The sequence below is a fragment of the Asticcacaulis sp. genome (assembly GCF_051956075.1).
Taxonomy (GTDB): domain Bacteria; phylum Pseudomonadota; class Alphaproteobacteria; order Caulobacterales; family Caulobacteraceae; genus Asticcacaulis.
In genome coordinates, this window is the sequence record NZ_JBQCGA010000019.1 from 1 (window position 1) to 22,452 (window position 22,452).

19 protein-coding genes are annotated in these 22,452 nt (G+C 63.0%); 14 read left to right on the forward strand and 5 right to left on the reverse strand.

What is annotated here, in order from left to right:
• Window positions 1-256 precede the first annotated feature (256 nt).
• The 9 genes from ACTHLA_RS05405 to ACTHLA_RS05445 all read left to right on the forward strand — a co-directional run bounded on the left by ACTHLA_RS05405 (window position 257) and on the right by ACTHLA_RS05445 (window position 10,305).
• Window positions 257-1,603: an aspartate aminotransferase family protein gene (locus ACTHLA_RS05405; RefSeq protein ID WP_440186063.1), complete on the forward strand. Its 1,347-nt coding sequence runs from the start codon at window positions 257-259 to the stop codon at window positions 1,601-1,603.
• Window positions 1,604-1,626: 23 nt separating this feature from the next.
• Window positions 1,627-3,006 carry a glutamine synthetase family protein gene (locus ACTHLA_RS05410; RefSeq protein ID WP_440186079.1) on the forward strand — a complete coding sequence of 460 codons (1,380 nt, stop codon included), beginning with the start codon at window positions 1,627-1,629 and terminating at the stop codon, window positions 3,004-3,006.
• Between the two features lie 200 nt (window positions 3,007-3,206).
• On the forward strand, window positions 3,207-4,322 hold the full coding sequence (locus ACTHLA_RS05415) for an ABC transporter substrate-binding protein (protein ID WP_440186064.1): 1,116 nt from the start codon (window positions 3,207-3,209) through the stop codon (window positions 4,320-4,322).
• A gap of 69 nt (window positions 4,323-4,391) precedes the next feature.
• Window positions 4,392-5,288, forward strand: coding sequence for an ABC transporter permease (locus ACTHLA_RS05420; protein ID WP_440186065.1), 897 nt, complete (start codon window positions 4,392-4,394; stop codon window positions 5,286-5,288).
• A complete protein-coding gene (locus tag ACTHLA_RS05425) occupies window positions 5,285-6,169 on the forward strand; it encodes an ABC transporter permease (protein WP_440186066.1) in 885 nt (294 codons plus the stop codon). The genes ACTHLA_RS05420 and ACTHLA_RS05425 overlap by 4 nt, the downstream gene beginning before the upstream one ends.
• Window positions 6,170-6,173: 4 nt before the next feature.
• Window positions 6,174-7,295: an ABC transporter ATP-binding protein gene (locus ACTHLA_RS05430; protein ID WP_440186067.1), complete on the forward strand. Its 1,122-nt coding sequence runs from the start codon at window positions 6,174-6,176 to the stop codon at window positions 7,293-7,295.
• Between the two features lie 4 nt (window positions 7,296-7,299).
• Window positions 7,300-8,061, forward strand: coding sequence for a gamma-glutamyl-gamma-aminobutyrate hydrolase family protein (locus ACTHLA_RS05435; RefSeq protein ID WP_440186068.1), 762 nt, complete (start codon window positions 7,300-7,302; stop codon window positions 8,059-8,061).
• Between the two features lie 75 nt (window positions 8,062-8,136).
• Window positions 8,137-9,543, forward strand: coding sequence for an aspartate aminotransferase family protein (locus ACTHLA_RS05440; protein WP_440186069.1), 1,407 nt, complete (start codon window positions 8,137-8,139; stop codon window positions 9,541-9,543).
• 39 nt (window positions 9,544-9,582) lie between these two features.
• Entirely contained in the window at window positions 9,583-10,305 is a 723-nt protein-coding gene (locus ACTHLA_RS05445; protein ID WP_440186070.1) for a site-2 protease family protein, read from the forward strand.
• Window positions 10,306-10,318: 13 nt separating this feature from the next.
• Here ACTHLA_RS05445 and ACTHLA_RS05450 read toward each other — a convergent pair whose 3' ends face one another.
• The 3 genes from ACTHLA_RS05450 to ACTHLA_RS05460 form a co-directional block, all read right to left on the reverse strand.
• Window positions 10,319-11,386 (reverse strand): methyl-accepting chemotaxis protein, encoded by a 1,068-nt coding sequence (locus ACTHLA_RS05450; RefSeq protein WP_440186071.1) that lies wholly within the window; start codon window positions 11,384-11,386, stop codon window positions 10,319-10,321.
• Window positions 11,387-11,671: 285 nt separating this feature from the next.
• Window positions 11,672-12,949 carry an NAD(P)/FAD-dependent oxidoreductase gene (locus ACTHLA_RS05455; protein ID WP_440186072.1) on the reverse strand — a complete coding sequence of 426 codons (1,278 nt, stop codon included), beginning with the start codon at window positions 12,947-12,949 and terminating at the stop codon, window positions 11,672-11,674.
• 3 nt (window positions 12,950-12,952) lie between these two features.
• Window positions 12,953-14,353, reverse strand: coding sequence for a glutamine synthetase family protein (locus ACTHLA_RS05460; RefSeq protein ID WP_440186080.1), 1,401 nt, complete (start codon window positions 14,351-14,353; stop codon window positions 12,953-12,955).
• A gap of 308 nt (window positions 14,354-14,661) precedes the next feature.
• Between ACTHLA_RS05460 and ACTHLA_RS05465 the strand changes: the two genes are divergently transcribed.
• From ACTHLA_RS05465 to ACTHLA_RS05480, 4 genes are read left to right on the forward strand one after another with little or no spacing between them, the layout of a single operon-like run.
• Window positions 14,662-15,804, forward strand: coding sequence for a mechanosensitive ion channel family protein (locus ACTHLA_RS05465; protein ID WP_440186073.1), 1,143 nt, complete (start codon window positions 14,662-14,664; stop codon window positions 15,802-15,804).
• A 43-nt stretch (window positions 15,805-15,847) separates the two neighbouring features.
• Window positions 15,848-16,555 carry a TrmH family RNA methyltransferase gene (locus ACTHLA_RS05470; RefSeq protein ID WP_440186074.1) on the forward strand — a complete coding sequence of 236 codons (708 nt, stop codon included), beginning with the start codon at window positions 15,848-15,850 and terminating at the stop codon, window positions 16,553-16,555.
• A 49-nt stretch (window positions 16,556-16,604) separates the two neighbouring features.
• Entirely contained in the window at window positions 16,605-17,576 is a 972-nt protein-coding gene (locus tag ACTHLA_RS05475) for a cation diffusion facilitator family transporter (RefSeq protein ID WP_440186075.1), read from the forward strand.
• A gap of 54 nt (window positions 17,577-17,630) precedes the next feature.
• Window positions 17,631-19,625 carry a M1 family metallopeptidase gene (locus ACTHLA_RS05480; RefSeq protein ID WP_440186076.1) on the forward strand — a complete coding sequence of 665 codons (1,995 nt, stop codon included), beginning with the start codon at window positions 17,631-17,633 and terminating at the stop codon, window positions 19,623-19,625.
• Here the strand turns inward: ACTHLA_RS05480 and ACTHLA_RS05485 are convergent.
• Window positions 19,615-20,373, reverse strand: coding sequence for a LytTR family DNA-binding domain-containing protein (locus ACTHLA_RS05485; protein ID WP_440186077.1), 759 nt, complete (start codon window positions 20,371-20,373; stop codon window positions 19,615-19,617). The genes ACTHLA_RS05480 and ACTHLA_RS05485 overlap by 11 nt on opposite strands.
• 146 nt (window positions 20,374-20,519) lie before the next feature.
• On the opposite strand from ACTHLA_RS05485, the gene ACTHLA_RS05490 reads away from it, so the two are divergent.
• Window positions 20,520-21,941, forward strand: coding sequence for a nitrilase-related carbon-nitrogen hydrolase (locus ACTHLA_RS05490; protein WP_440186078.1), 1,422 nt, complete (start codon window positions 20,520-20,522; stop codon window positions 21,939-21,941).
• Between the two features lie 396 nt (window positions 21,942-22,337).
• On the opposite strand, the gene ACTHLA_RS05495 is transcribed toward ACTHLA_RS05490, so the two are convergent.
• Window positions 22,338-22,452: hypothetical protein (locus ACTHLA_RS05495; RefSeq protein WP_440186081.1), on the reverse strand; the 115-nt coding region annotated here is incomplete at its 5' end.

Consider the following 22,452-nt stretch of genomic DNA (forward strand, 5'->3'; position numbering starts at 1 on the left):
TACATCTCTTATGGCGGGTTAGGGGAGATTTGAATCTGATCAGACGAACGCCATCATCCCTAACGAACAATCGTTTCCCCCTCTCCCCTCATGAGGGGAGAGGACGGGAAACAAGCTGCGCCAGCAGCGCCGTTGACCGGGTGAGGGGCTGCTTGACGATTGCGCTCAGTCGGCAGACAGCCCCTCACCCGATCGCCATCGCTTTGCTCGGCTCTTGTCCTCTCCCCATGAGGATGGGGAGAGGGGAGGTGGTGTTTTGAACTGGCAAACCTTCCTGACCGAACAGCGCGAGGCCTTTGTCGCCGCGCATCCGCGGTCGCGCGACCTGGCCGATCAGGGGCGGGCGGCGTGGCGCGGCGGCGTGCCGATGCACTGGATGCGCGACTGGGCCTCGCCGTTTCCGCTCTATGTCGAGCACGCCAAGGGCGCGCGCCTGACCGATGCGGACGGCATCAGTTACGACGATTTCTGCCTCGGCGACACGCCGTCCATGTTCGGCCATGCGCGCCCCGAACTGCACAGGGCGCTGGCTGAACAGGCGGGCGAGGGCGTCGGCTTCATGCTGCCGACGAAGTGGTCGAACCGCGCAGGCGAACGGCTGAATGAGCGCTTCGGCCCTTACGGCCTGACACAATGGCAGGTGGCGACCACCGCTTCGGACGCCAACCGGGCGGCGATTCGCTGGGCGCGCGCCGTGACGCAGAGGCCGAAAATTCTTGTCTTCGACGGCTGTTATCACGGCATGGTCGAGGACGCCTTTGTCACCCTGCAAAATGATCAGCCGCGCAATAAGCCCGGCCTGATCGGGCAGGTCCACGACCTGACCCGGACCACGACAGTGATCCCGTTCAACGACCTTGATGCGCTCGAAGCCGCGTTGAAGACCGGCGAGATCGCTGGCGTTCTGGCCGAGCCGGTCATGACCAATTGCGGCATGATCCTGCCCGATGACGGCTTCAGCGACGCGATGCGCCGTTTGACCTTTCGTTATGGCAGCCTGCTGATCCTCGATGAAACCCACACCCTGTCGTCAGGTCCGGCGGGCTATGTCGGTCTGCATAAGTTACGCCCCGACATGCTGGTGATCGGCAAGGCGATTGCGGGCGGCGTCCCGGCGGCGGTCTGGGGCGTCACGGCGGAGGTCGCCGCGCGCATGGACGATGCGCAGGTGCGGGCCGGGGCGGGATCGTCGGGTATCGGCACCACCTTGTCCGGCAACGCCCTGGCCATGCGCGCCATCGCGGTCATGCTGGAGGAGGTGATTACCGAGGCGTCTTACGCCCACATGCTGCGCGGCGCCGAGCGGCTGGTGGCGGGGCTGCGCCGCGTGATCGCCGGAACCGGCGCGCCGTGGAGCGTCGTGCATGTCGGGGCGCGCGCCGAGTTGATCTTCGCCGCAACGCCGCCGCGCAATGCCGCCGCCATGCGCTCTGTTCTCGATCATGACGCGCTCGAAGCCTATCATCTCTACCTGATCAATCAGGGCGTGCTGATTGCGCCCTTCCACAATATGATGCTGATTTCACCCCAGACCCACGACGACGCCATCGACCGCCTGATTGAGGCGACGAAGGCGTTTGCGGATATCTGGCTTTGTCTTTGAAGGCGGACGACGACATGACCCAAATCAACGCAAAAGTGGCGGACATCGCCGAGGCCAGAGCCTTTCTGGACGCGCATCCGCACATCAACTATGTCGAGGTCTTTTTCACCTCGATGACCGGCGTGCCGCGCGGCAAGCGCCTGCGGCGGCATGAACTCTTGCCGATCTATGAGTATGGCCGCTTCCTGCCCGGCTCGATCCTTGTGGTGGACACGCTCGGCGCCGATGTTGAGGAGACGGGGCTTGTCTGGGAGGACGGCGACGCCGACCGCGTGGCCAAGCCTGTGCCGGGCACGCTGGTTCCCGCGCCGTGGCTGGGCGAGGACGTCGCGCAGGTCATGCTGTCGCTGTACGAACTCGACGGGACGCCCAACGATCTCGATCCGCGCCATGTCCTGCAACGTGTGCTGGATCGTTATGAAGCCGATGGCCTGACGCCAGTGGTGGCCTGCGAGCTGGAATATTATCTCGTCGATATCGAACGCAAGGACGGCCAGCTCGTCCCCGCCGCCAGCTTCAATACCGGCGAGACGCCGCGCGGCACCCAGGTCTATGGCCTGCCGGAGATCGAGGCGCATGGCGACTTCTTCCGCACCCTGTGGGAGACGGCGGACGCGCAAGGAATCCCGCTGGAGGGCGCGATCTCGGAATTTGCCCCCGGTCAGGTCGAACTGACGCTCAAGCACAAGCCGGACGCGCTCCGGGCCGCCGACGATGCGATTATCTATAAGCGCATGGCCAAGGGCGTCGCGCTGTCGCTCGGCATCGAGGCGACCTTCATGGCTAAGCCGTGGGCGACAGAGGCCGGTTCCGGCTTCCACGTCCACGTCTCGGTGGCGGACAAGGACGGCAAGAATCTGTGCGCCGACGAACACCCGGAAGGCTCACCGTTGCTGAAAACCATGATCGGCGGCATGAAGGATCATCTGGCCGACTGCATGGGCATTCTCGCGCCGGGCGCCAACTCGTTCAAGCGCTTCAAGGCCAATTCCTACGCGCCGGTCGGCCTGACCTGGGGCGTCAACAACCGCACGGTCAGTTTGCGCGTCACGGCGGGACCGGCCCACACCCGCCATGTCGAGCATCGCGTCGCGGGCGCCGACGCCAATCCGTATCTGGTGCTGGCCGCCGTGTTGGCCTGCGCGCACCACGGCCTGACGCAGAAGACCGATCCTGGTCCGGCCGTGGTTGGCAATGGTTATGCGGTGGCGGCGGAGACGGGGGCCAAGCTGCCGACCAACTGGTACGCCGCGGTCGATTATCTCGATAAGTCGCAAGTTTTGCGCGATTACCTCGGCGACCGCTTCATCGACATGTATGTCAAGGTCAAGCGGGCCGAGCAGGCGCGCTTCTTCGAAGAGGTCACCGAACTCGACTATGACTGGTATTTGCGCAATGCCTGACCGGCGACGGTTGGACATCTGCGCAACGGCGCCGCAAAAACTTAACATTTGTGGCGCTTGTGATCACATTTAGCGGTTGACAGCTTGGTAAAGCCGTATTCCTCTGAGGTCACCGCACTTTCCGCGCACCACCCCGGCTGCCGCACGGACTGTCTGCCGAACGGGGGCCTCTTTTAACTTATGAGAGAAGGAGACAGCTTATGGGTTACGGAACATCGAGACGTTCGCTGCTGACCGCGCTGGGCGCCGCCGCTGTCGGCATCAGCTTCACCGGGCTTGAGGCCTGCTCCAAGCCGGGCGCCAAGACCGGCTCGACTTCGGGCGAGGAGCCCAAGCTGAACTTTTATAACTGGGACGAATATATCGGCGACACCACCCTGTCGGACTTCAAGAAGGCGACCGGCATCGACGTCAATATGAGCCTGTTCGCCTCCAATGACGAACTGTTCGCCAAGCTGAAGGCGGGCAATCCGGGCTTTGACGTCATCGTGCCGACCAATGACTATGTGCCGCGCCTGCGCGACGCCGGTTTGTTGATGGAGCTGGATCACGCCAAGATCCCGAACATCAAGAATATCGACGCCAGCTTTATGAACCCGGTCTATGATCCGGGCCGCAAATATTCGCTGCCCTATACCTGGCTGGCCCTGGGTCTCGGATTCCGCAAATCGAAGATGAAGCCGGGCCATATTCCCGACTCCTTCTCCTACGTGTTCGAGCCGACCGAATACAAGAAGCGGATCACCATCCTCGGCGATTCCGCCGACCTGATCCGTCTGGCGGGCAAGTATCTCGGCTATTCGCTGAACGCGATCCCCGATGACGGGCTGGTCAAGATCGAAGCCATGCTGATGAAACTGGTCAAGTCGGGCTATCTGCTGAAATTCACCGGCGACGAAGGCGATCAGCTTCTGGCCAATGGCGACGCCGATCTGGTCATCGAATATAATGGCGACATCGCACAAAAGGCGTCTGAAGACCCCGATCTCGACTTCGTCATTCCGAAGGAAGGCTCCGAACTGTCCTCGGACACCCTGGCCATTCCGTCCGGCGCGCCGCGTCCCGACAATGCGCACAAGTTCATCAACTTCATCCTCGACGGTCAGAACGGCGCGGAAATCTCCAAGACCATCCTCTATCCGACGCCGAACGACGCCGCCAAGGCGCTGATGCCGGACAGCTATAAGAACAATCACATCATCTTCCCGCCTGCGGACCTGCTGGCCAAGTGCGAATACGGCCAGTATCCGGGCGCCGACCGCGCGCAGAAGTATGAGGAGATCGCCACCCGCATCAAAGCGGCGGCGGGTAGCTAACTAACTATCTGATCCGACCCGGCGGAGAGCGTCTCCGCCGGGTCTTGTTTTTCGCGTTTGGAGGCGGGCTTGGAACAGAGCTGGCGTCAGGCCAAGAGCATATTCGCGACCCTGATCACCGCGCCGGTGTTCTGGCTGGTCGCCTTTTTCATCGTGCCGATGGGCATTGTCTGGCTCTATTCGTTCGGCGAGAACAAGGGGCTGATCGACGTCGCCTTCACCGGCACGTGGATGAATTACAGACACGCCTTCGATCCGCTCTATCTGGGCATTTTCTGGAAGTCGATCATCATCGCGGTGATCACCACCTTCCTGTGTCTTTTGGTCGGCTTTCCGGTCGCCATGGCCATCACCTTCGCCAGCGAGAAGGCGAAAAGCTGGCTTCTAATGCTGATCATGCTGCCCTTCTGGACCAATCTTCTGATCCGCACCTATGCGCTGATCGCGGTCCTGCGCACCGAAGGCTATGTCAACATGGTCTATCACTTCATCTGGAACCAGTTGACCGCCTTGGGTCTGCATATGGGCGACTTTCAGCCGCTCACCCTGCTCTATAACAATTTCGCGGTCATCTTCGGTCTGGTTTTCGTCAACCTGCCCTTCATGGTGCTGCCGCTCTATTCGACGCTCGACCGTATGGACCGCTCGCTGCTCGAAGCCTCGCTCGATCTCGGCGCAGGCCATTTGCGCACCATCTGGAACGTCATGGTGCCGCTGGCCGGGCCGGGCATCGCGTCGGGCATATTGATCACCTTCATCCCGGCGCTCGGCTCCTATCTGACGCCGGACCTTCTGGGCGGGCCGGACAGCCAGATGATCGCCAATGTCATCGAATCCCAGTTCAAGCGCGCCAATAACTGGCCGTTCGGCGCGGCGCTCAGCTTCATCCTCGTCTATATGACCTTTATCGGCGTCATTGTTCAGGGCCTGATCGAACGCGCCAACAAGCGAAAGGTTCAGTCATGAGCGACATCGCCGCGACCGCGCCTGTAAAGCCGCGCAAAATGCCGCCGGGTCCGCTGGAATACTTACGCCGCTGGCCGATCCAGGTGAGCGTCGGCGCCGTGCTGGTCTTCCTCTATGCGCCGCTGATCACCCTGATGGCGTTCAGCTTCAACAATTCGCGCGCCAATGTCGTCTGGCGCGGCTTTACGCTCAAATATTACGACAAGGCGATCCACGACGACAGCCTGATCACGGCCTTCGGCAATTCGCTGACCATTGCGGCCTGTTCGACCGTGATTTCGCTGGTCCTCGGCGCCATGATCGCCATCGCCCTGTGGCGCTTCCGCTTCCCCGGCAAGTCGGTGCTGGACGGCGCTCTGGCCATCCCGATCGTGGTGCCGGAAATCTGCATGGGCGTCGGCATGCTGGTCTTCTTCGCCAAGGTGCTGCCGTGGCCGCACGAACTGCCCTGGCCGTTCAGCCTCGGCGCCATCATTATCAGCCACGTCTCCTTCTCCTTCCCGTTCGTAGCCGTGGTGGTGCGCGCCCGGCTCGGCTCGTTCAACCGTGAACTGGAGGAGGCGGCCAAGGATCTGGGCGCGTCGGAAATGCGCGCCTTGTGGGATGTGGTGGTGCCGCACCTGCAACCATCGCTGATCGCGGGCGCGCTCCTGGCCTTCACCCTGTCGCTCGATGACTTCGTCATCACCTTCTTCACCGCAGGGCCGGACACGCTGACCTTCCCGGTCAAGGTCTATTCGATGGTGCGCTTTTCGGTCACGCCCGAAGTTAACGCCGCCTCGACCATCCTGATCCTGCTGACGGTCATGTTGACCTTCATCGCCCTCAAATTCCAGGGATCGTCGGCTCTGACCGCCGGTCACGCTTCGGAACAGCAGTAAAGCCATGACCGACACCAAACCCATCATCCAGTTCGAAAACATCACCAAACGCTTCGGCAAGGTCGCGGCGGTCGATAATGTCTCGCTGACCATCAATGAGGGGGAATTCTTCTCGCTGCTTGGCCCGTCCGGTTGCGGCAAGACCACGCTCCTGCGCATGCTGGCCGGGTTCGAGACGCCGACCGAAGGTCGCATCCTGATCGACGGCCAGGATGTTTCAACGACCCCGCCCAACCACCGCCCGGTCAATATGGTGTTCCAGTCCTATGCGGTCTTTCCGCATATGTCGGTGCTGGACAATGTCGCCTACGGTCTGAGGATGGATGGGGTCGCCAAACCTGAGCGCATGGAGCGCGCTGAGGCGGCGCTCAACCTCGTGCAGCTTGGCGGCTATGGCGCGCGCAAACCGGACCAGCTTTCCGGCGGCCAGCGCCAGCGCGTCGCCCTGGCGCGCGCCCTCGTCAAGCGTCCGCGCGTGCTGCTGCTCGATGAACCGCTGTCGGCGCTCGACGCCAAGCTGCGCGATCAGATGCGCTCGGAACTGGCCGACTTGCAGGAAAAGGTCGGCATCACCTTCATCATGGTCACCCACGATCAGGACGAGGCCCTGGCCATGGCGACGCGCTGCGCGGTGATGAACAGGGGCCTGTTGCAACAGGTGGCGACGCCGCTCGATCTCTACGAATTTCCCAATTCGCGTTTCGTCGCCGACTTCATCGGCAGCGTCAACATGTTCGAGGGCCGTCTCGACGTCGATGAGCCCGATCACGCCGTCATCGCGACGCAGGATGTTGGCCCGATCTATATCGATCATGGCGTCACCGGCGCGACCGGCGCTGCGGTCTGGGCCGCCGTGCGACCGGAAAAAATCGAGATGCATAAGCGCGGCGATGCGCCCCCGCCCAAGGTCGATGACGCGCCCGAAGGCTATAATGTCATCGCGGGCGTCATCAAGAACATGGTCTATCTCGGTTCGGAAACGAACTACGAGATCGAGATCAACGGCGGTCGCCTGATCAAGGTGGTGCGCTCCAACCTGACGCGCTGGGATCAGGAAGACTTCACCTGGGACGAAAAGGTCTGGCTCAGCTTCCACGCCTGTTCGCCCGCGGTCTTGTTGAGCTGAGGTCATGAAACCCGTCGTTGGCATTATCGCCTGCAACCGCACCGTCGGCGTCGAAAATGCTCATGCGGTGATGGAGCGCTATGTCAGCGCGGCGACTGTCTATGGCGATTGCCACGCCCTGCTGATCCCGCCGATCGGGGGTCTGGCCGCCGCCAGGGCGTTGAGCGCGCGTCTCGATGGCCTGATGCTGACCGGCTCGCCGTCCAATGTGCAGCCGGGGCTTTACGGCGACGCCGAAACGGGCGAGGGGCCGTTCGATCCGGGCCGCGACGCCGTGTCTCTGGCCCTGATCGAGACCATGACCACGGCGGGCAAGCCGGTCTTTGGCGTCTGCCGGGGCTTTCAGGAGATCAATGTCGTGCTGGGCGGCACGCTGCGCCGCGATCTCGGCTATGGTCAGAACGGCTTTATCGCTCACCACGCGCCGGACAGTACGTCCTTTGATCAGCAGTTCGACCATGTTCACGAGGTCGCCCTGACGCCTGGCGGCGTGCTGGCGGCGGCCTGTGGCAAGGATCGCCTCATCGTCAATTCCGTTCATTATCAAGGCGTCGATAAGCTGGGCGAGGGGCTGAACGTCGAGGCGCGCGCTCAGGACGGCCTGATCGAGGCCTTCAGCGCCAATATCGGCGGCGCGCAACTGCTGGGCGTGCAGTGGCACCCCGAATGGAAGCCGGAGCAGAACCCCGACAGCCAGGTTTTCTTCCGTCTGCTCGGCGCCGCCTTGCGCGGACAGGATATCGGCGCGCAACACGCAAAATTGTGATCACAATATTTGACTTTCGCCGCTGGATAGCCGAGAGTTGATGCAAATTCCCATTTATCGAGGAGGAGTCACGCCATGAACGCGCCCGCTCGCCCCCCTTTGCGCAATTACGATATGAACGAGCTGAAAGCGCTCGACCTGGCCCACCACCTGCCCGCTCAGAGCGACTATAGGCTCCAGCACGAACTGGGCGGATCGCGCATCATCACGCGCGCCGAGGGCTGCACCATCACCGACGCCGAAGGCCATTCCCTGCTCGACGGCATGGCCGGGCTGTGGTGCGTCAATGTCGGCTATGGGCGCGAGGAACTGGCCCGCGTCGCCTATGAGCAGATGCTGGAGCTGCCCTATTACAACACCTTCTTCAAGACCGCGACGCCGCCGCCGGTCAGGCTGGCCGCCAAGATCGCCGAGAAGACGCAGATCGGAAACCCTGATCTCACTCACGTCTTCTTCAATACGTCCGGCTCCGAAGCCAACGACACCATCTTTCGTCTGGCGCGCTATTACTGGGATCTGAAGGGCGAGCCGCAACGCAAGGTCTTCATTTCGCGCCACAACGCCTATCACGGCTCGACCGTGGCGGGCGCCAGCCTCGGCGGCATGAGCTTTATGCACGAGCAGGGCGACCTGCCGATTGCGGGCGTCGAACACGTCGCCCAGCCCTATCTGTTCGGCGAAGGCTTTGGCCAAGACCCCGACGCCTTCGCGCAAGCCTGCGTGGACGCTATTGAGGACCGCATCCTGAAAGTCGGCCCTGAAAAAATCGCCGCCTTTATCGGCGAGCCGGTGCAGGGCGCGGGCGGCGTCATCATCCCGCCGGACAGCTATTGGCCCAAGGTCGAGGCCCTGTGCCGCAAATACGGCATCCTGCTGGTCTGCGACGAGGTGATCTGCGGTTTTGGCCGTCTCGGCCACTGGTTCGGCCACCAGCACTGGGGGATCAAGCCCGACCTGATCGCCATGGCCAAGGGCATGTCGTCGGGCTATCTGCCGATCTCGGCGGTCGGCGTGTCGAAACAGATTGTCGATGTCATGCTCGAAAAGGGCGGCGACTTCGTCCACGGCTACACCTATTCCGGCCACCCGACCTGCGCCGCCGTGGCGCTCGCCAATATCGAGATCATGGAGCGCGAGAACCTGATTGAGCGCACCCGCGACGTCACCGGCCCCTATCTCGCCAAGGCCCTGAAACGGCTCGACGCGCATCCGCTGATCGGCGAGACGCGCAGCCTCGGCCTGATCGGCGCCGTCGAGATCGTGGCCGAAAAGGGCACGAATAAACGCTTCAAAGGCGCAGAAGGCCATGCCGGTCCCGTGGTGCGCGACCTGTGCATCAAGAACGGCCTGATGGTCCGCGCCATCCGCGACTCCATCGTCATGTGCCCGCCGCTGATCGTCACCGAGGCCGAGATCGACAAACTGGTCGATATTCTGGGCCGCTCCCTGACCGAAGCCGAACCGGTGCTGCGCGCGCTGTAACCGCTTGCCTTTTTCGCCGCCTGCATCGTAACTGACGGCATGAAAAACATCAGCGCGCAGTTCCTGCTTCTTCTCGCCGGGTGGATTGTCTGCGGCATGGCGCTTGCGGGTCTGCCGCAGGCGGCGGCTCTGGCCACCTTCGGCTTTGTGCTGCTCGGTTGGATCGTGTCCCTGTGTCTGCACGAATACGCTCATGCGGCCACAGCGGCGGCCTTTGGCGACGACACCATCGCCGCCAAAGGCTATCTGAGCCTCAATCCGCTGCTGTATTTTCGCGGCGCGGGCAGCCTGATCCTGCCGGTGATCGCGCTGGTTCTGGGCGGTATCGCCCTGCCGGGCGGCGCGGTGATGATCCGCACCGACCTGATCAAAAAGCCGTGGCAACAGAGCCTTGTGGCTCTGGCCGGACCGCTGACCACGCTGATCTGCGCCGTCTTGGCTCTGCTGGCTGGGCTTGCGACGCGGGGACCGCTCAGCGACGCCTTTTATTTGCTCGCCTTTTTCGAGCTGATGGCCTTCGTGCTCAATATCCTGCCGATACCGGGTCTGGACGGCTTCATGGCGCTGCGTCCATGGGCGCCAGCAAGCTTTAGCCGCATTGTGCCGCAGAAGATCGCCGGCCTGATTGCCGTCGGCGCGCTGTTGCTGGTCTTCTTCTACGGCTATGCGCTGATTATTCCTGTTTTACACTTCATCAGCCAGACCTTCAGCCTCGACCTCAGCCCGGTCGGTCGGGGCTTTAATCGCTTCCATTTCTGGTGACCATTTCCGCAGATCAGTTCGCGCCCGTCTGCATGATCACCCCGCACCAGCCCAGCCCCTGATAGGTTTCGTAGCCGGGCGTGCGGTGGAAGGCGATCATGGCGCCGCTGTGATTATCGACATAGTGACCCAGGGCGCGGCCTTCTGTGCGCAGCCGCACGTGCTCGCTCAGCACCCCCTTGCCGTCTGAAGCGGCGATGACCAACCCTTGCGCGTCGATCAGCAGCACACGCGTGCGCGCCTTCTCGTCCTCAGCCAGCCGGACGCCCTCGACCACAGCCCTGGCCTGCGGCTGCCAGTCGAAATGGATGCCGAGAATGCCGATCAGCTCACCATCGGCCTTACCGCCGCGCCGCACGCCGGTCGCGTAGGTGGCGATCTGCGCCCCGCCCAAAAGGCTCTCGGTCGCGATGTCAGCCACGGCGAAATCCGCGCCTGAGCGCAGGGCCATGGCGCGCGAGAACCACAGGCGATCCTTGACATCGGCGCCGATCACCCGGTGCTGATGCGGACGGCCATTGGCGATGATGCGCCCGTCAAGGTCGCACAGCCACAGGTCGATATAGACGGTGTAGGAGTCCAGAATGACCCCCAGACGCTCGCAGGCATAGGCGGCGCGCTCCGGCGTCGGATCGGCGGCCTGATCGACGAGGGCGGAATCGGTCGCCCACCAACGCACGTCGCAGGTGCGCTCATAGAGGTTGCGGTCGATGATCTCGATGGCGTTGAGCGCCAGATCGATCAGGCGCGCGCCCTGGCTCTGCGTCGCCAGAGACTGGGTGAGATTGTCGAGCGTAACGATCTCATGGCTGAGATCGCGCGCCAGCGTCTCGACCTCGCCGGAAATGCCGCGCACCTCGTCGGCCACGACCGAAAAGCCGCGTCCGGCGTCGCCCGCATGCTTGGCCTCGATCAGGGCGTTGAGCGCCAGAATGCGCAGTTTGGACGTCACCTGCCGAATGTCGCGCACCTTGCCGGCGGTGACGGCCTTGGCGTGCGCGGTTTGGGAGATGATATCGGAAAGAGAGACGGTTTGTGACGCTACGCTACGCTGGGCACTGGCCTGGGGAGAGGCGGTCATGGTCGGGAACCTTCTTTTGCGTTGCAACAAAAGTCTTCCGCAGGCGAAGGTTAATCAGGTCTTAAAGCTGACGCGCCCGGCAGTTTTTGTCGGGCAAATTGGTCCTGTTGTCGCAGGAGTGTCGCATCTGAGTGACGCAAGGTAAATTTTGCAACGAAATATCTTATACCATAAGGGATCGAAGGCGGACCGTATCGTGACCGAACTGAACGCCTGTCGTGAATTGCAGCAGACCAATTTCTTCTCAACGGCGTCGCCCAGGGGCCTTCACCGTCTATCGCGCCGCTATAGTCTATCCCGCAGCGCATAATAGCTAAGGCCAGCGACCAGGGCGGGCCAGCGCAGCAGGCGGCCGCCGAAAAAGGCCGGGGCGGGCAGGCGGCTCAACAGCTCGACATCCCGGTCGTCACCCAGCACGGCGCGCGCCAGTAAACGACCGAAATACGGGGCCAGCACGACGCCCTGACCGCTGTACCCGGCGCTGACAAGGATGTTGGGTTTAAGCCGCCGCACGAACGGCGCGCGGCTCAAGGTTATGGCCAGGGTTCCGCCCCAGGCGTGGCTGATGCGCGCCTTTTCGAGCTGCGGATAGATTTTCAGCATATTGCGGCGCACAAAGCTGGCTATGTCCTTCGGGAACCACGGCGTATAGTTCTCGCCGCCGCCGAACAAGAGCCGTCCATCCGCCGTCTTGCGCCAGTAGTTGACGACAAAACGCGAATCCGCCGCCGCATAGTCGTTCGGCAGCACCGCCGGATCGTTCAGCGGTTCGGTGGTCAGGATGAAGTTGTTGATCGGCATAACATGCGCGTCGATGCGCTCGCTCAAACCCTCCATATAGCCATTGCCGCAGACGAGGACCGTCTTCGCCGTCACGCGCGCGCCGCTTTGCAGGCACAGGCGCGCGCCGTCCGCCACGGGCGTCCACGCGCAGACCCGGCTGTTTTCGTAAAGCTTCGCGCCAAGGCCTTCCGCTGCGCGCGCCAGCCCCAAGGCCAGTTTCAGCGGGTGCAGATGCCCGCCGCCCGCATCGAACGATCCGCCGTGATAGGCGTCGGTCCCCAGTTCCTGCGCGACATCGGTCCTGGACAGCAGACGAAACCCCTCATAACCGTAAAATTTGGCGATAAAGTCGCCATAGGCGCGGTCCTCGGCGGCGAAACCCGGCTTATGCCAGGCGTGGATCAGACCGGGGCGCCAGTCGCAGTCTATGCCATGATCGCGGATCAGGCCGTGCAGACTGGTCTTGGCGTCCTCCGACATGCTCCATAGCTGGCGCGCCGCGTCGGCGCCCAGCTTCTGCTCCAGCGTTGCGGGATCGAGCCTTTGGCCGGTATGCACCTGACCGCCATTGCGCCCGGAGGCGCCCGAACCGATCTGCGCGCCCTCCAGCAGGACCACGCTGACCCCGGCCTTCGCCAGCTCCAGCGCGGCGCCCAGCCCGGTAAAGCCGCCGCCGATGATGGCGACGTCGCAATCGGCGTCGCCCTCCAGCGCCGGACGCGGCGTGATGGGCGCGGTTTGCGCGTACCAGGACTGTGCGGGATGGCCGGTATTGCGCACGACTTACACGTTGAGAAGGAGGAACTCCCGCTCCCACGGGCTGATGGTGCGCATGAAGGTCTCGTACTCGTGCAGCTTGACGCGCGAATAGGCGGTGACGAATTGCGGCCCCAGAATGTCGATCAGCGATTCCGCCCGCTCCAGCTTGATGATCGCCTGCACCAGCGAATAGGGCAGGTCGCCCGGCGGCAGATTGCCCGCATCCTTTTCGACCGGATCTGACGGCCGCAGCTTTTCGACCATGCCGAGATAGCCGGTGGCCAGCACGGCGGCGATGGCCAGGTACGGATTGGCGTCCGAGGACGGGATGCGGTTTTCCAGCCGCCGGTTGTCCGGGTCGGCGGGCGGCACGCGCAGCCCCGCCGTGCGGTTGTCATAGCCCCATTGCGTGTTGACCGGCGCGCCCGATCCGCGCGACAGGCGGCGGTAGGAATTGACGTAAGGGGCCAGCAGCGGCGTGATGGCGGGCATATATTTCTGCTGCCCGGCGATGAAGTTGAAAAAGGCCTCGGTCGGCTGGCCGCTGTCGGGATCGGAAAACAGGTTCTGGCCGGTTTTCAGATCGACGATCGACTGGTGGATGTGCATGGCCGAGCCGGGTTCATTGGCCATCGGCTTGGCCATGAAGGTCGCGTAAATGTCATGCTCAAGCGCGGTTTCCTTGATGGTGCGCTTGAACATCAGCACCTGATCGGCCAGCTCCAGCGGATCGCCGTGACGCAGGTTGATCTCCATCTGCGCCACGCCCGATTCGTGGATCAGGGTGTCGATCTCCAGCCCCTGGCTTTCGCAATATTCGTACATGTCCTCGAACAGGGCGTCGAACTCATTGACCGCTGAGATCGAATAGCCCTGCCGTCCGGTTTCAGGTCGGCCTGAGCGCCCGATCGGCGGCTTGAGAGGGTAGTCGGGATCGACATTCTTTTCGACCAGATAGAATTCCAGTTCCGGCGCGATCACCGGCTTCCAACCCTTGGCCTCATAGAAACCGAGCACGCGGCGCAGCACCTGGCGCGGGCTTTCCTCGACCGGGCGTCCGTCGGGATGGAAGGCGTCGTGAATGACCTGCGCGGTCGGATCGTGCGCCCACGGCACAGCGCTCAATGTGCGGAAATCCGGCTTGAGGAAGATGTCGGTGTCGGCCTGAACAGCGTCCACCACGCCTTCCAGCTCTGGATAATCGCCGGTGATGGTCTGGTAGAAGACGGCCAAAGGCAGGTTCATATAGGGCGCGTTGAGGAACTTTTTCGACGGCATGATCTTGCCGCGCGCCACCCCGGCCAGGTCGGGGATCAGGCACTCGATCTCCTCGATATTCTGGTTGAGCAGCCAGGCCCGGGCCTCCTCGGCGTCGGTGGCGCCGCGTTTGGCGAACGCCTTGTGGCGCTTGTTTTTGGATTTCATATAGCTGTCGGCGGACATGCAAAGCCCCTGAGAGTCGCTTGAATCTGGATTATCATGACACCAGCCAGAGCTTTTGCCGTCACAAATCTGTGTGGACGGCAAGAGCGACGAGGTCCGCGACCGCAAGGGCCGCCGGGGGCGCCGTGAAATATTGTGATCACATTATGCCGGATTTCTCCGGCTGGCAAGTGCGGGCCTATGGCGCCTCACGGCATTGTCATGACGAAAACCGTCCTTCGGCTATTGCATCCTTGTACCTGAGCGGTTGTGTTGCAGGCGCGAGGGGACAATCTCAAAACGGAGCGGACATGCCTTTCTTTTCCGACCTCAAAGCCGCTGTGCCGGAAGCGGTGCTGGTCTCCGTCATCATCGTCGTCATGTTTGTCATCGGTCTGGCCCTGGCGCGCGCTGTGCTGGCCGTGACCGCGCGCATCATCAAGCGCAGCGTGCGGCTGTCGCATCTGGTGCATGTCGATCGCCTCAGGCCGCCGGTCTATACGGTCATGCCGGTGCTGCTGATCTTTCTGGCCTTGCAACTGACCTATCCAGAGGAGATCCAGAGGCCCTTTTTTTCCGGCCTCGTAAAAGTTACCTCAGTCGCGCTGCTCTACTGGCTGGCCATCCGCATTGTCGATGTCGTATCGCAGGCGATTTCCAAGCGCTATGATATGACGGCCAAGGACAATCTGATCGCGCGTCAGGTCCACACCCAGATCGTGGTGGTCAAGCGCATCGTCTCCTTCCTGATCTTGCTGGTGGCTCTGGCCGCCATCTTCCTGCTGTTCGATCAGTTGCGCGCCATTGGGGTCAGTCTGCTGGCCTCGGCGGGGGTCGCGGGCATCATCCTCGGCTTTGCGGCGCAGAAGACGCTCGGCAATCTGTTCGCGGGCATCGTCATCGCCCTGACCCAGCCGGTGCGGCTTGAGGACGCGGTGATCGTCGAAGGCGAATATGGCTGGATCGAGGAGATTACCCTGGCCTATGTCGTGGTGCGGCTGTGGGACTGGCGCCGGATGATCCTGCCGATCAGCTATCTGCTGGAAAAGCCGTTCCAGAACTGGACGCGCACCTCGGCCAATATCATCGGTTCGGTCTATCTTTACGCCGATTACAGCCTGCCGATTGAACCTCTGCGTGCGAAGCTGAAATCCATCCTGGACGGCTCGCCCCTGTTTGACGGCAAGGTGCAGAATGTGCAGGTGGTGGACATTACCGAAGAAACCATGCAGGTGCGCATTCTCGTCTCCGCCGTCGATTCGCCGACAGCGTGGGACTTGCGCTGTCTGGTGCGCGAGCAGATGATCGCCTTCATCCAGACCGAATACCCCCATTGCCTGCCCAAGCGGCGCGGCGCGCTCGAAGCGCTGTCCTCGCCGTCCGGCGACTGGGGCCGTCCGCAACAGGAGCCGAAACCTGCCATCAAGCCCGCCCCCATCAAGCCCGCCCATTGAGATTGACGATCCGAACGATCCGCGCCTTGAGCCTTATCGCGATGTGAAAGACCGCGATCTGGCCGGGCGGGACGGTCAATTCATGGCCGAGGGCAAGGTGGTGCTCGAACGCCTGTTCGCCTCGGACCTCTATGAGCCGGTCAGCGTCCTGACCACGCCGTCACGGCTGGCCGCGCTTGGTCTGTCAGGCGTCACCGCGCCCATCTATATCGTCCCGCAAGGCGTGATGGACCAGACGGCGGGCTTCGCCATCCATCGCGGCTATCTGGCGCTGGGCCGGGCGAAACGCGCGCTGACGCTTGAAGACGTGGTTCCGCAAGGCAGGGCGCGGCTGCTGGTCCTGTGCGGCATCAGCAATACCGACAATATGGGCGGGCTGATGCGCAATGCGGCCGCCTTTGGCGTCGATGCGGTCGTGCTGGATCGGGCCTGCTGCGATCCTCTGTACCGCAAGGCGATCCGCGTCTCGGTCGGCGGCGTGTTTTCCGTGCCGTGCGTGCGCGTGGATGACGTGATCGAGTCTTTGCGCGCCCTTGATGTCACCCCCTATGCGCTCAGCCCGTCCGGCACGCGACGGCTCGATGAGGTGATTCCCGCTGAACGCGCGGCCTTCCTGTTCGGCGCCGAAGGGCCGGGCCTGTCGCCGGAGGTCATGTCGGCCTGCGAAACCGTGCGCATCGACATGCAGGACGGCTTCGACAGCCTGAACGTCGCCACCACCAGCGGCATCGTCCTCTATCATATGCGGTGAAGCGCCGCCCATATTGCATCCTTACGCCGCCCCGCCCGACAAGACGTTTATGGCTGAGGAGAACAAAATCGTCATCTATGCCGCCCTGGCGGGCAATCTGCTGATCGCGGCGACCAAGGCCGCGGCGGCGGCGATCACCGGCTCGTCCGGCATGTTGTCCGAAGCGGTCCACAGCTTCGTCGATACCGGTAATGAGGCTCTGCTGCTCTATGGCATGCACCGCTCCAGCCGCGCGCCGGACGCCCAGCATCCGCTCGGCTATGGCCGCGAACTGTACTTCTGGAGCTTCATGGTCGCGCTGATGATCTTCGCGCTCGGCGCGGGCGTCTCCTTCTATCAGGGCGTCATCCACCTCCTGCATCCGCAACCGATCGAAAACCCGCTGGTCAGCTACATCGTGCTCGGCCTGTCCCTGGTGTTCGAGGGCGCGTCCTGGACCGTCGCCTTTCGCTCCGTGCATCGCGACAAGGGCGAGATGGGCTACTGGCAGGCCTTCGTCGCCACGAAAGACCCGCCGAAATTCATGGTGCTGCTGGAGGACACGGCGGCGATCACCGGCATTCTGATTGCACTCGCCGGCACCTGGGCGGCGACGACACTGCATATGCCACGGTTCGACGGGATCGCCTCGCTGCTGATCGGCCTCGTGCTGGCGGTGGTGGCCTGGTTTCTGGCGCGCGAGAGCAAGGCGCTCTTGATCGGCGAGCGCGCCGACCCGGCCTTGCAGGACGAGATCGCAAACCTGGCGCGGACCTTTCCCGGCATTGACGGCGTCAACGGCGTCATCACCACGCAACTGGCGCCCGATCAGGTCGCGGTGGCGCTCAGTGTGGAATTCGCCTCAGGCCAGAGTGTCGAGGATATCGAAAAGCTGGTCGATGATCTCGAAGACGCCATCCGGCGACGGCGCCCCGAAGTTTTTTCCCTGTTCGTCAAACCGCAGACCCCCGACGCCTTTCATCGCGCGAAGGAACGGCGTTACGGTCATAACCTGCCGGTTGACAGCGAGGGCGACAGGTGAAAGCAATTGCTCCGGTAACCAAACTTCTCGGGCGCGGGCGCAATGAAATTCTGGATGGCGACGACGGCTATGGCCGTCATGATGATGGCGGGGACCGCAATGGCGGCTGAAACAGCTTATAATCCGCGCGAGGCCTTCGCGCCGCGCCCGATGAGCCAGCCGGTCAACGCCTATCGCTCGTCGAACGGCCTGCCGGGACCGGCCTACTGGCAGAACCGCGCCGATTACGACATCCACGCCACGCTCAACGCCGACCCGAAAGCGCCGTCCCTGAGCGGCGAGGAGGTCATCACCTACACCAATAACAGCCCCGATACGCTTGACGTCCTGTGGCTGCAACTCGACCAGAACCTCTATCGTCAGGACAGCCGCGGCGCGCATTCGGGCAATGGCTCGCACGATTACGGCCAGAACTTTTCCAGCGGCGATACGCTGCAATCCGTCGAGGTGTTCGACGGCAAGGCCTTCGTCAAGGCCGAAACCCTGGTGGACGACACCCGCCTGCGCATTACCTTGCCGTCAGGGCTGAAGGGCAAGGGTGGCCAGGTCAAGGTGCGCATCAAATGGCGCTTCGACATTCCCGGCGAATGGGGCGGACGCATGGCCTGGGGCATGGCCAAGGACGGCCCGATCTACGATCTGGCGCAATGGTATCCGCGCATGGCCGTCTATGACGACATCCGCGGCTGGGACACGCTGCCCTATCTGGCGCAGGAATTTTACCTCGAATACGGCGATTTCGACTACGCCATCAATGTGCCGTCCGACATGCTGGTCGCCGGTTCGGGTGAGCTGACGAACGCCAAGGAGGTGCTGACGCCAGAGGAGCTGAAACGCTTCGAGCAGGCGAAGACTTCGGACGCGACGGTGATGATCCGTTCGCCGGATGAGATCAAAGACCCGGCCACGCGTCCGACCTCGAAAGACGCCAAAGAACCGGGCAGACTGACCTGGCGTTTCCATATGAACGACACGCGCGACGTGGCCTTCTCCGCCTCGTCGGTGTTCGTGTGGGACGCGGCGAAGATCAACTTACCCAATGGCAAGACCTCGATGGCCATGTCCTTCTATCCGGCGGAAAGCCAGGGCAAGGAGCGTTGGGGCCGTTCGACCGAATATATGAAGGATGCGGTCGAGAACTTCTCGAAGCGCTGGTATCCCTATCCGTGGCCCGCGGCGATCAATATCGCCGGACCTGCGACCGGCATGGAATATCCGGGCATTGTCTTCGACGGCATAGATGATGCGGGCAAGACCCTGTTCTGGATTTCGGCGCACGAGATCGGTCACGGCTGGTTCCCGATGATCGTCGGCTTTGACGAGCGCCGCGACGCCTGGATGGACGAAGGCTTCAACACTTTCATCGACACCTACGAGTCCGAAGACTTCAACCACGGCGAATATGCGCCCAAGCGCGATTCCGAATTCGCCCCCGGCGGCGGCAATCCGGTCGATGAGATCATCCCGGTCATATCGGACCCCGACGCGCCGCCCATATTGTCGCGCGCCGACACCATTATCGAAAAATACCGCCACCCGATCACCTATTTCAAATCGGCGCTGGGGTTGAAGCTGCTGCGCGAGGAGATACTGGGCCCCGACCGTTTCGATCCGGCCTTTAAGCGCTTTATCGCCGCCTGGGCGTTCAAGCACCCCAAGCCGGACGACTTCTTCCGCGCTATGGAGAGCGAAGGCGGCGAAGACCTGTCGTGGTGGTGGCGCGGCTGGTACGACAACAACTGGACGCTCGACCTCGGCGTCGATTCCATCGCCGCCGTGACCGACAAGGACGGCAAGCCCGACCCGTCAAAAGGCACGATCATCACGGTCGGCGCCCACGACAAGCTGGTCATGCCCGCCACCTTGCGGGTGAGGTTCAGCGACGGAACGACGCGCGACGTGCGCCTCGAAGCCGATAGCTGGATCCGCCGTCCGCAGGCCACGGTCTTCATCGAGCCGGGCAAGACGGTCGTGTCCGCCGAAATCGACCCCGATCACCGCATCCCGGACAAGAACCGCAGCAACAACCTGCTGAAGGTTACTCCCTGATCCAGCCCTTCGCGCGCGCCTCGATGACGCTGGCGCGGGCGAGGGGGACGCTCAACCCGTTGGACAGGCGCAGGCGCCAGTTGCGCCCGTCGCGCTCAGCGCCCGTGACCGCGGCGTCGGCCACCCACCAGCTCCGGTGCGCGCGCAATCCCTTGCCCGCGCCGTAGCGCGCCATGGCGTCGCTCATGGTCATCAGTTCAAGACTGGAGCCGCCCGCGCGATGGATGCGGACATAGTGATCCTCCATGTGCAGGCACAGAACCGGCGCGCTCAGATCGGGCGTTGAAACCTCAGGCGCGGCGGTAGGCGCTGGCCGTATGGACTCGCGCGCCAGCATGACCAGCACCCATAGCGCGATCATGGCGATCTCGATAATCAGCGCCTGCGTGAACCAGTCGATCGGGCGCACCCGGTCGATCTCACGCGGCCAAAGCCAGTGGCCGAAAATATAGGAAAAACCCGCCGCCGGGCCTGTTGCGATCAGCACGCCTGCCGCGACCCCGAACAGGCGCGGCAGACCAAGGCGCAGCGCAATTTGCGTCACAAAAGGCACGATCAGGCCCAGGATCACCGTCCCGGCCAGCAGATTGCCAGTCCAGCTAAAGACGCGCAGCGCCATGTCGCCATTCAGGAAGCTGCCGAACGGCCCCAGCACGCCCAGACCTGCGCCCGCGATCAGCGCAAAGCCGAAAGCCTGCGCCCACCAGCGCGCGTCGCCGAATTGTCCCCGCCAGTCTCTGATCTTCATGCGCCGACGCTAGCAAGATCGCAAGGCGGCGGCAACGGCCTGCCATGCCCGTCGCCGGCTCACGCACCCGTTCGCCCGTTCGCGAAGTCGCGCTGGCGGCAGTGCGAATGGCCTGACAGGGAAGGGCGTCCTGATGGAGAAGCACCATGCCCAAATCTTCCGAACTTCTGTCCTTGCCCCTGCCGTGGCGCCTCGCGCTGTCTGTCGCCGCCGGTCTTTCGCTGGCGGCGGGCTACGCCTTGCAACCCCTGTGGTGGGCGCCGTGTCTTGCGCCAGCTCTGCTGATTCCCGCCGTGTCCGGCGACAAACGCTGCGCCCACTGGATGGGAACGCTGGTCGGCCTGCTCACGATCCTGTTCGTTGTGCGCTATTATCTGAGCCTGAGCGGCATCGGGCTCGGCCTGTTGATCCTGGTCCTGTTACGCGTCCTGTCCTGGCGCTTCGCCGCGCGCCTGATCGAGATGGCTTTGCGCAAGCTGCCGCCGGTTTGCGCCGTCTTCACGCTGCCCGTTCTCATGGCCGCGCTTGAAACGCTCACCCTGATCGTGTCGGTGCATGGGGCGGCGGGCAGTCTGGCCTACAGCCAGATGGACGCCTTGCCGGTGATCCAGTTGGCGGCGCTGGGCGGCGTCCCTTTGATCGTTTTCGTCGTCTTGCTGCCGGGATCGCTGCTCGGCGTCTGGATCGCGCGCAGGCGGGTGAGCGGCCTGCGCGTTCCGGCGGCTGCGGTGGCGGCGCTTTTCGCCGTCGCCGGTCTGTTCGCGGGGCTGCGCCTGAGCGCTTCACCGCTTACGCATCACGTCCCGGCGACGCTGATCGCCAGCGACCGTTTCGATGGCGAGCCGAAGGACTGGAACACGGTGTGGCGGGTCTATCAGCCGCAGATCGCCGCTCATGCCGCGATTGGCGGCGTCACCGTCCTGCCGGAAAAGATCGCCCTGCTTGAAGGCGCAGGTATCGCACAAGCCGAACAGGACGTGCGCGCGGCGGCGCAGGCGGGGCATACGACGCTGGTGGTCGGCGTCGAAACCCATGCGGATGGCGTCTATCACAATCGCGCGCTTATCGCCGCCCCGGACGGCTCATTGCGCGCTTACGACAAGCAGCGCCTCGTGCCGGGCTTAGAGGCGCGCGACACGCCGGGCAAGGCGCCGCTTGAGGTGCAGGTCGCCGCTCAAACCATGGGTGTCGCCATCTGCAAGGACATGCACATTCCGTCGATTGGTCGCGACTACGCGCAGACTGCCGCCTTCATGGCCGTGCCCGCCTGGGATTTTCAAGGCGCCTGGGGGCAGGACGGCTGGATGGGCGCGCGCATGACCCTGATGCGCGGCATCGAAAGCGGCTACGCCATCGCCCGCAGCGCCCGCAACGGCGATCTCGGCGTCTATGACGCCTATGGCCGCGTCATCGCCGAAGCGCCGTCGTCAGCCCAGATCAGCGTCGTGCAGGCGGTCCTGCCCGCGGGTCAGGTCGCGACCCTCTACGCCCGCCTTGGCGACGCCTTCGGCTGGCTGTGCTGCCTGCTGCTGGCCGCCGCCATCCTTGTGCTGGGCGTTAAAAAATGAACGCTGATCATCCTCGCCCGTTTACGGGCGGAGCCATCGCATATGGCGTGAGTGTGACGGATCCTGCATGAAAATCCACCTTTCCATCGCCGGAAGCGACCCCCGAATACAGCCTCTTGCAACAGACCTTGGCGATAGCGGTAGCGTGAAGGAGATTAAGAACATCTGTGTCATCTGTGGATACCCTTTCTTACTGCCGTCGGATCGGGCGCGAAGGTCGGTTTTTTTTGATCCACAGATAAGACAGATGTTCATGCTTATCGCACGCTACCGCTATCGTTGGTAAATGCCGGTAAAGTGAAGTCGCAAGGTTTGCCGCTGCGCGGCTACAGGCGATGGCCCTGCGTTTACGGGGGAGGCGGCGTTTGCGAAGCAAATGACGGAGGGGACTCCGCCTCAGATTTCCTGATTATAGCTTCCGATTTCGTCATATTTGGCGAGGCGCGGCTTGACCTCCTTGCGGAACAGGTCGCGCATATCGTCTTCGGAGCGTAAGGATTCGACCACAACC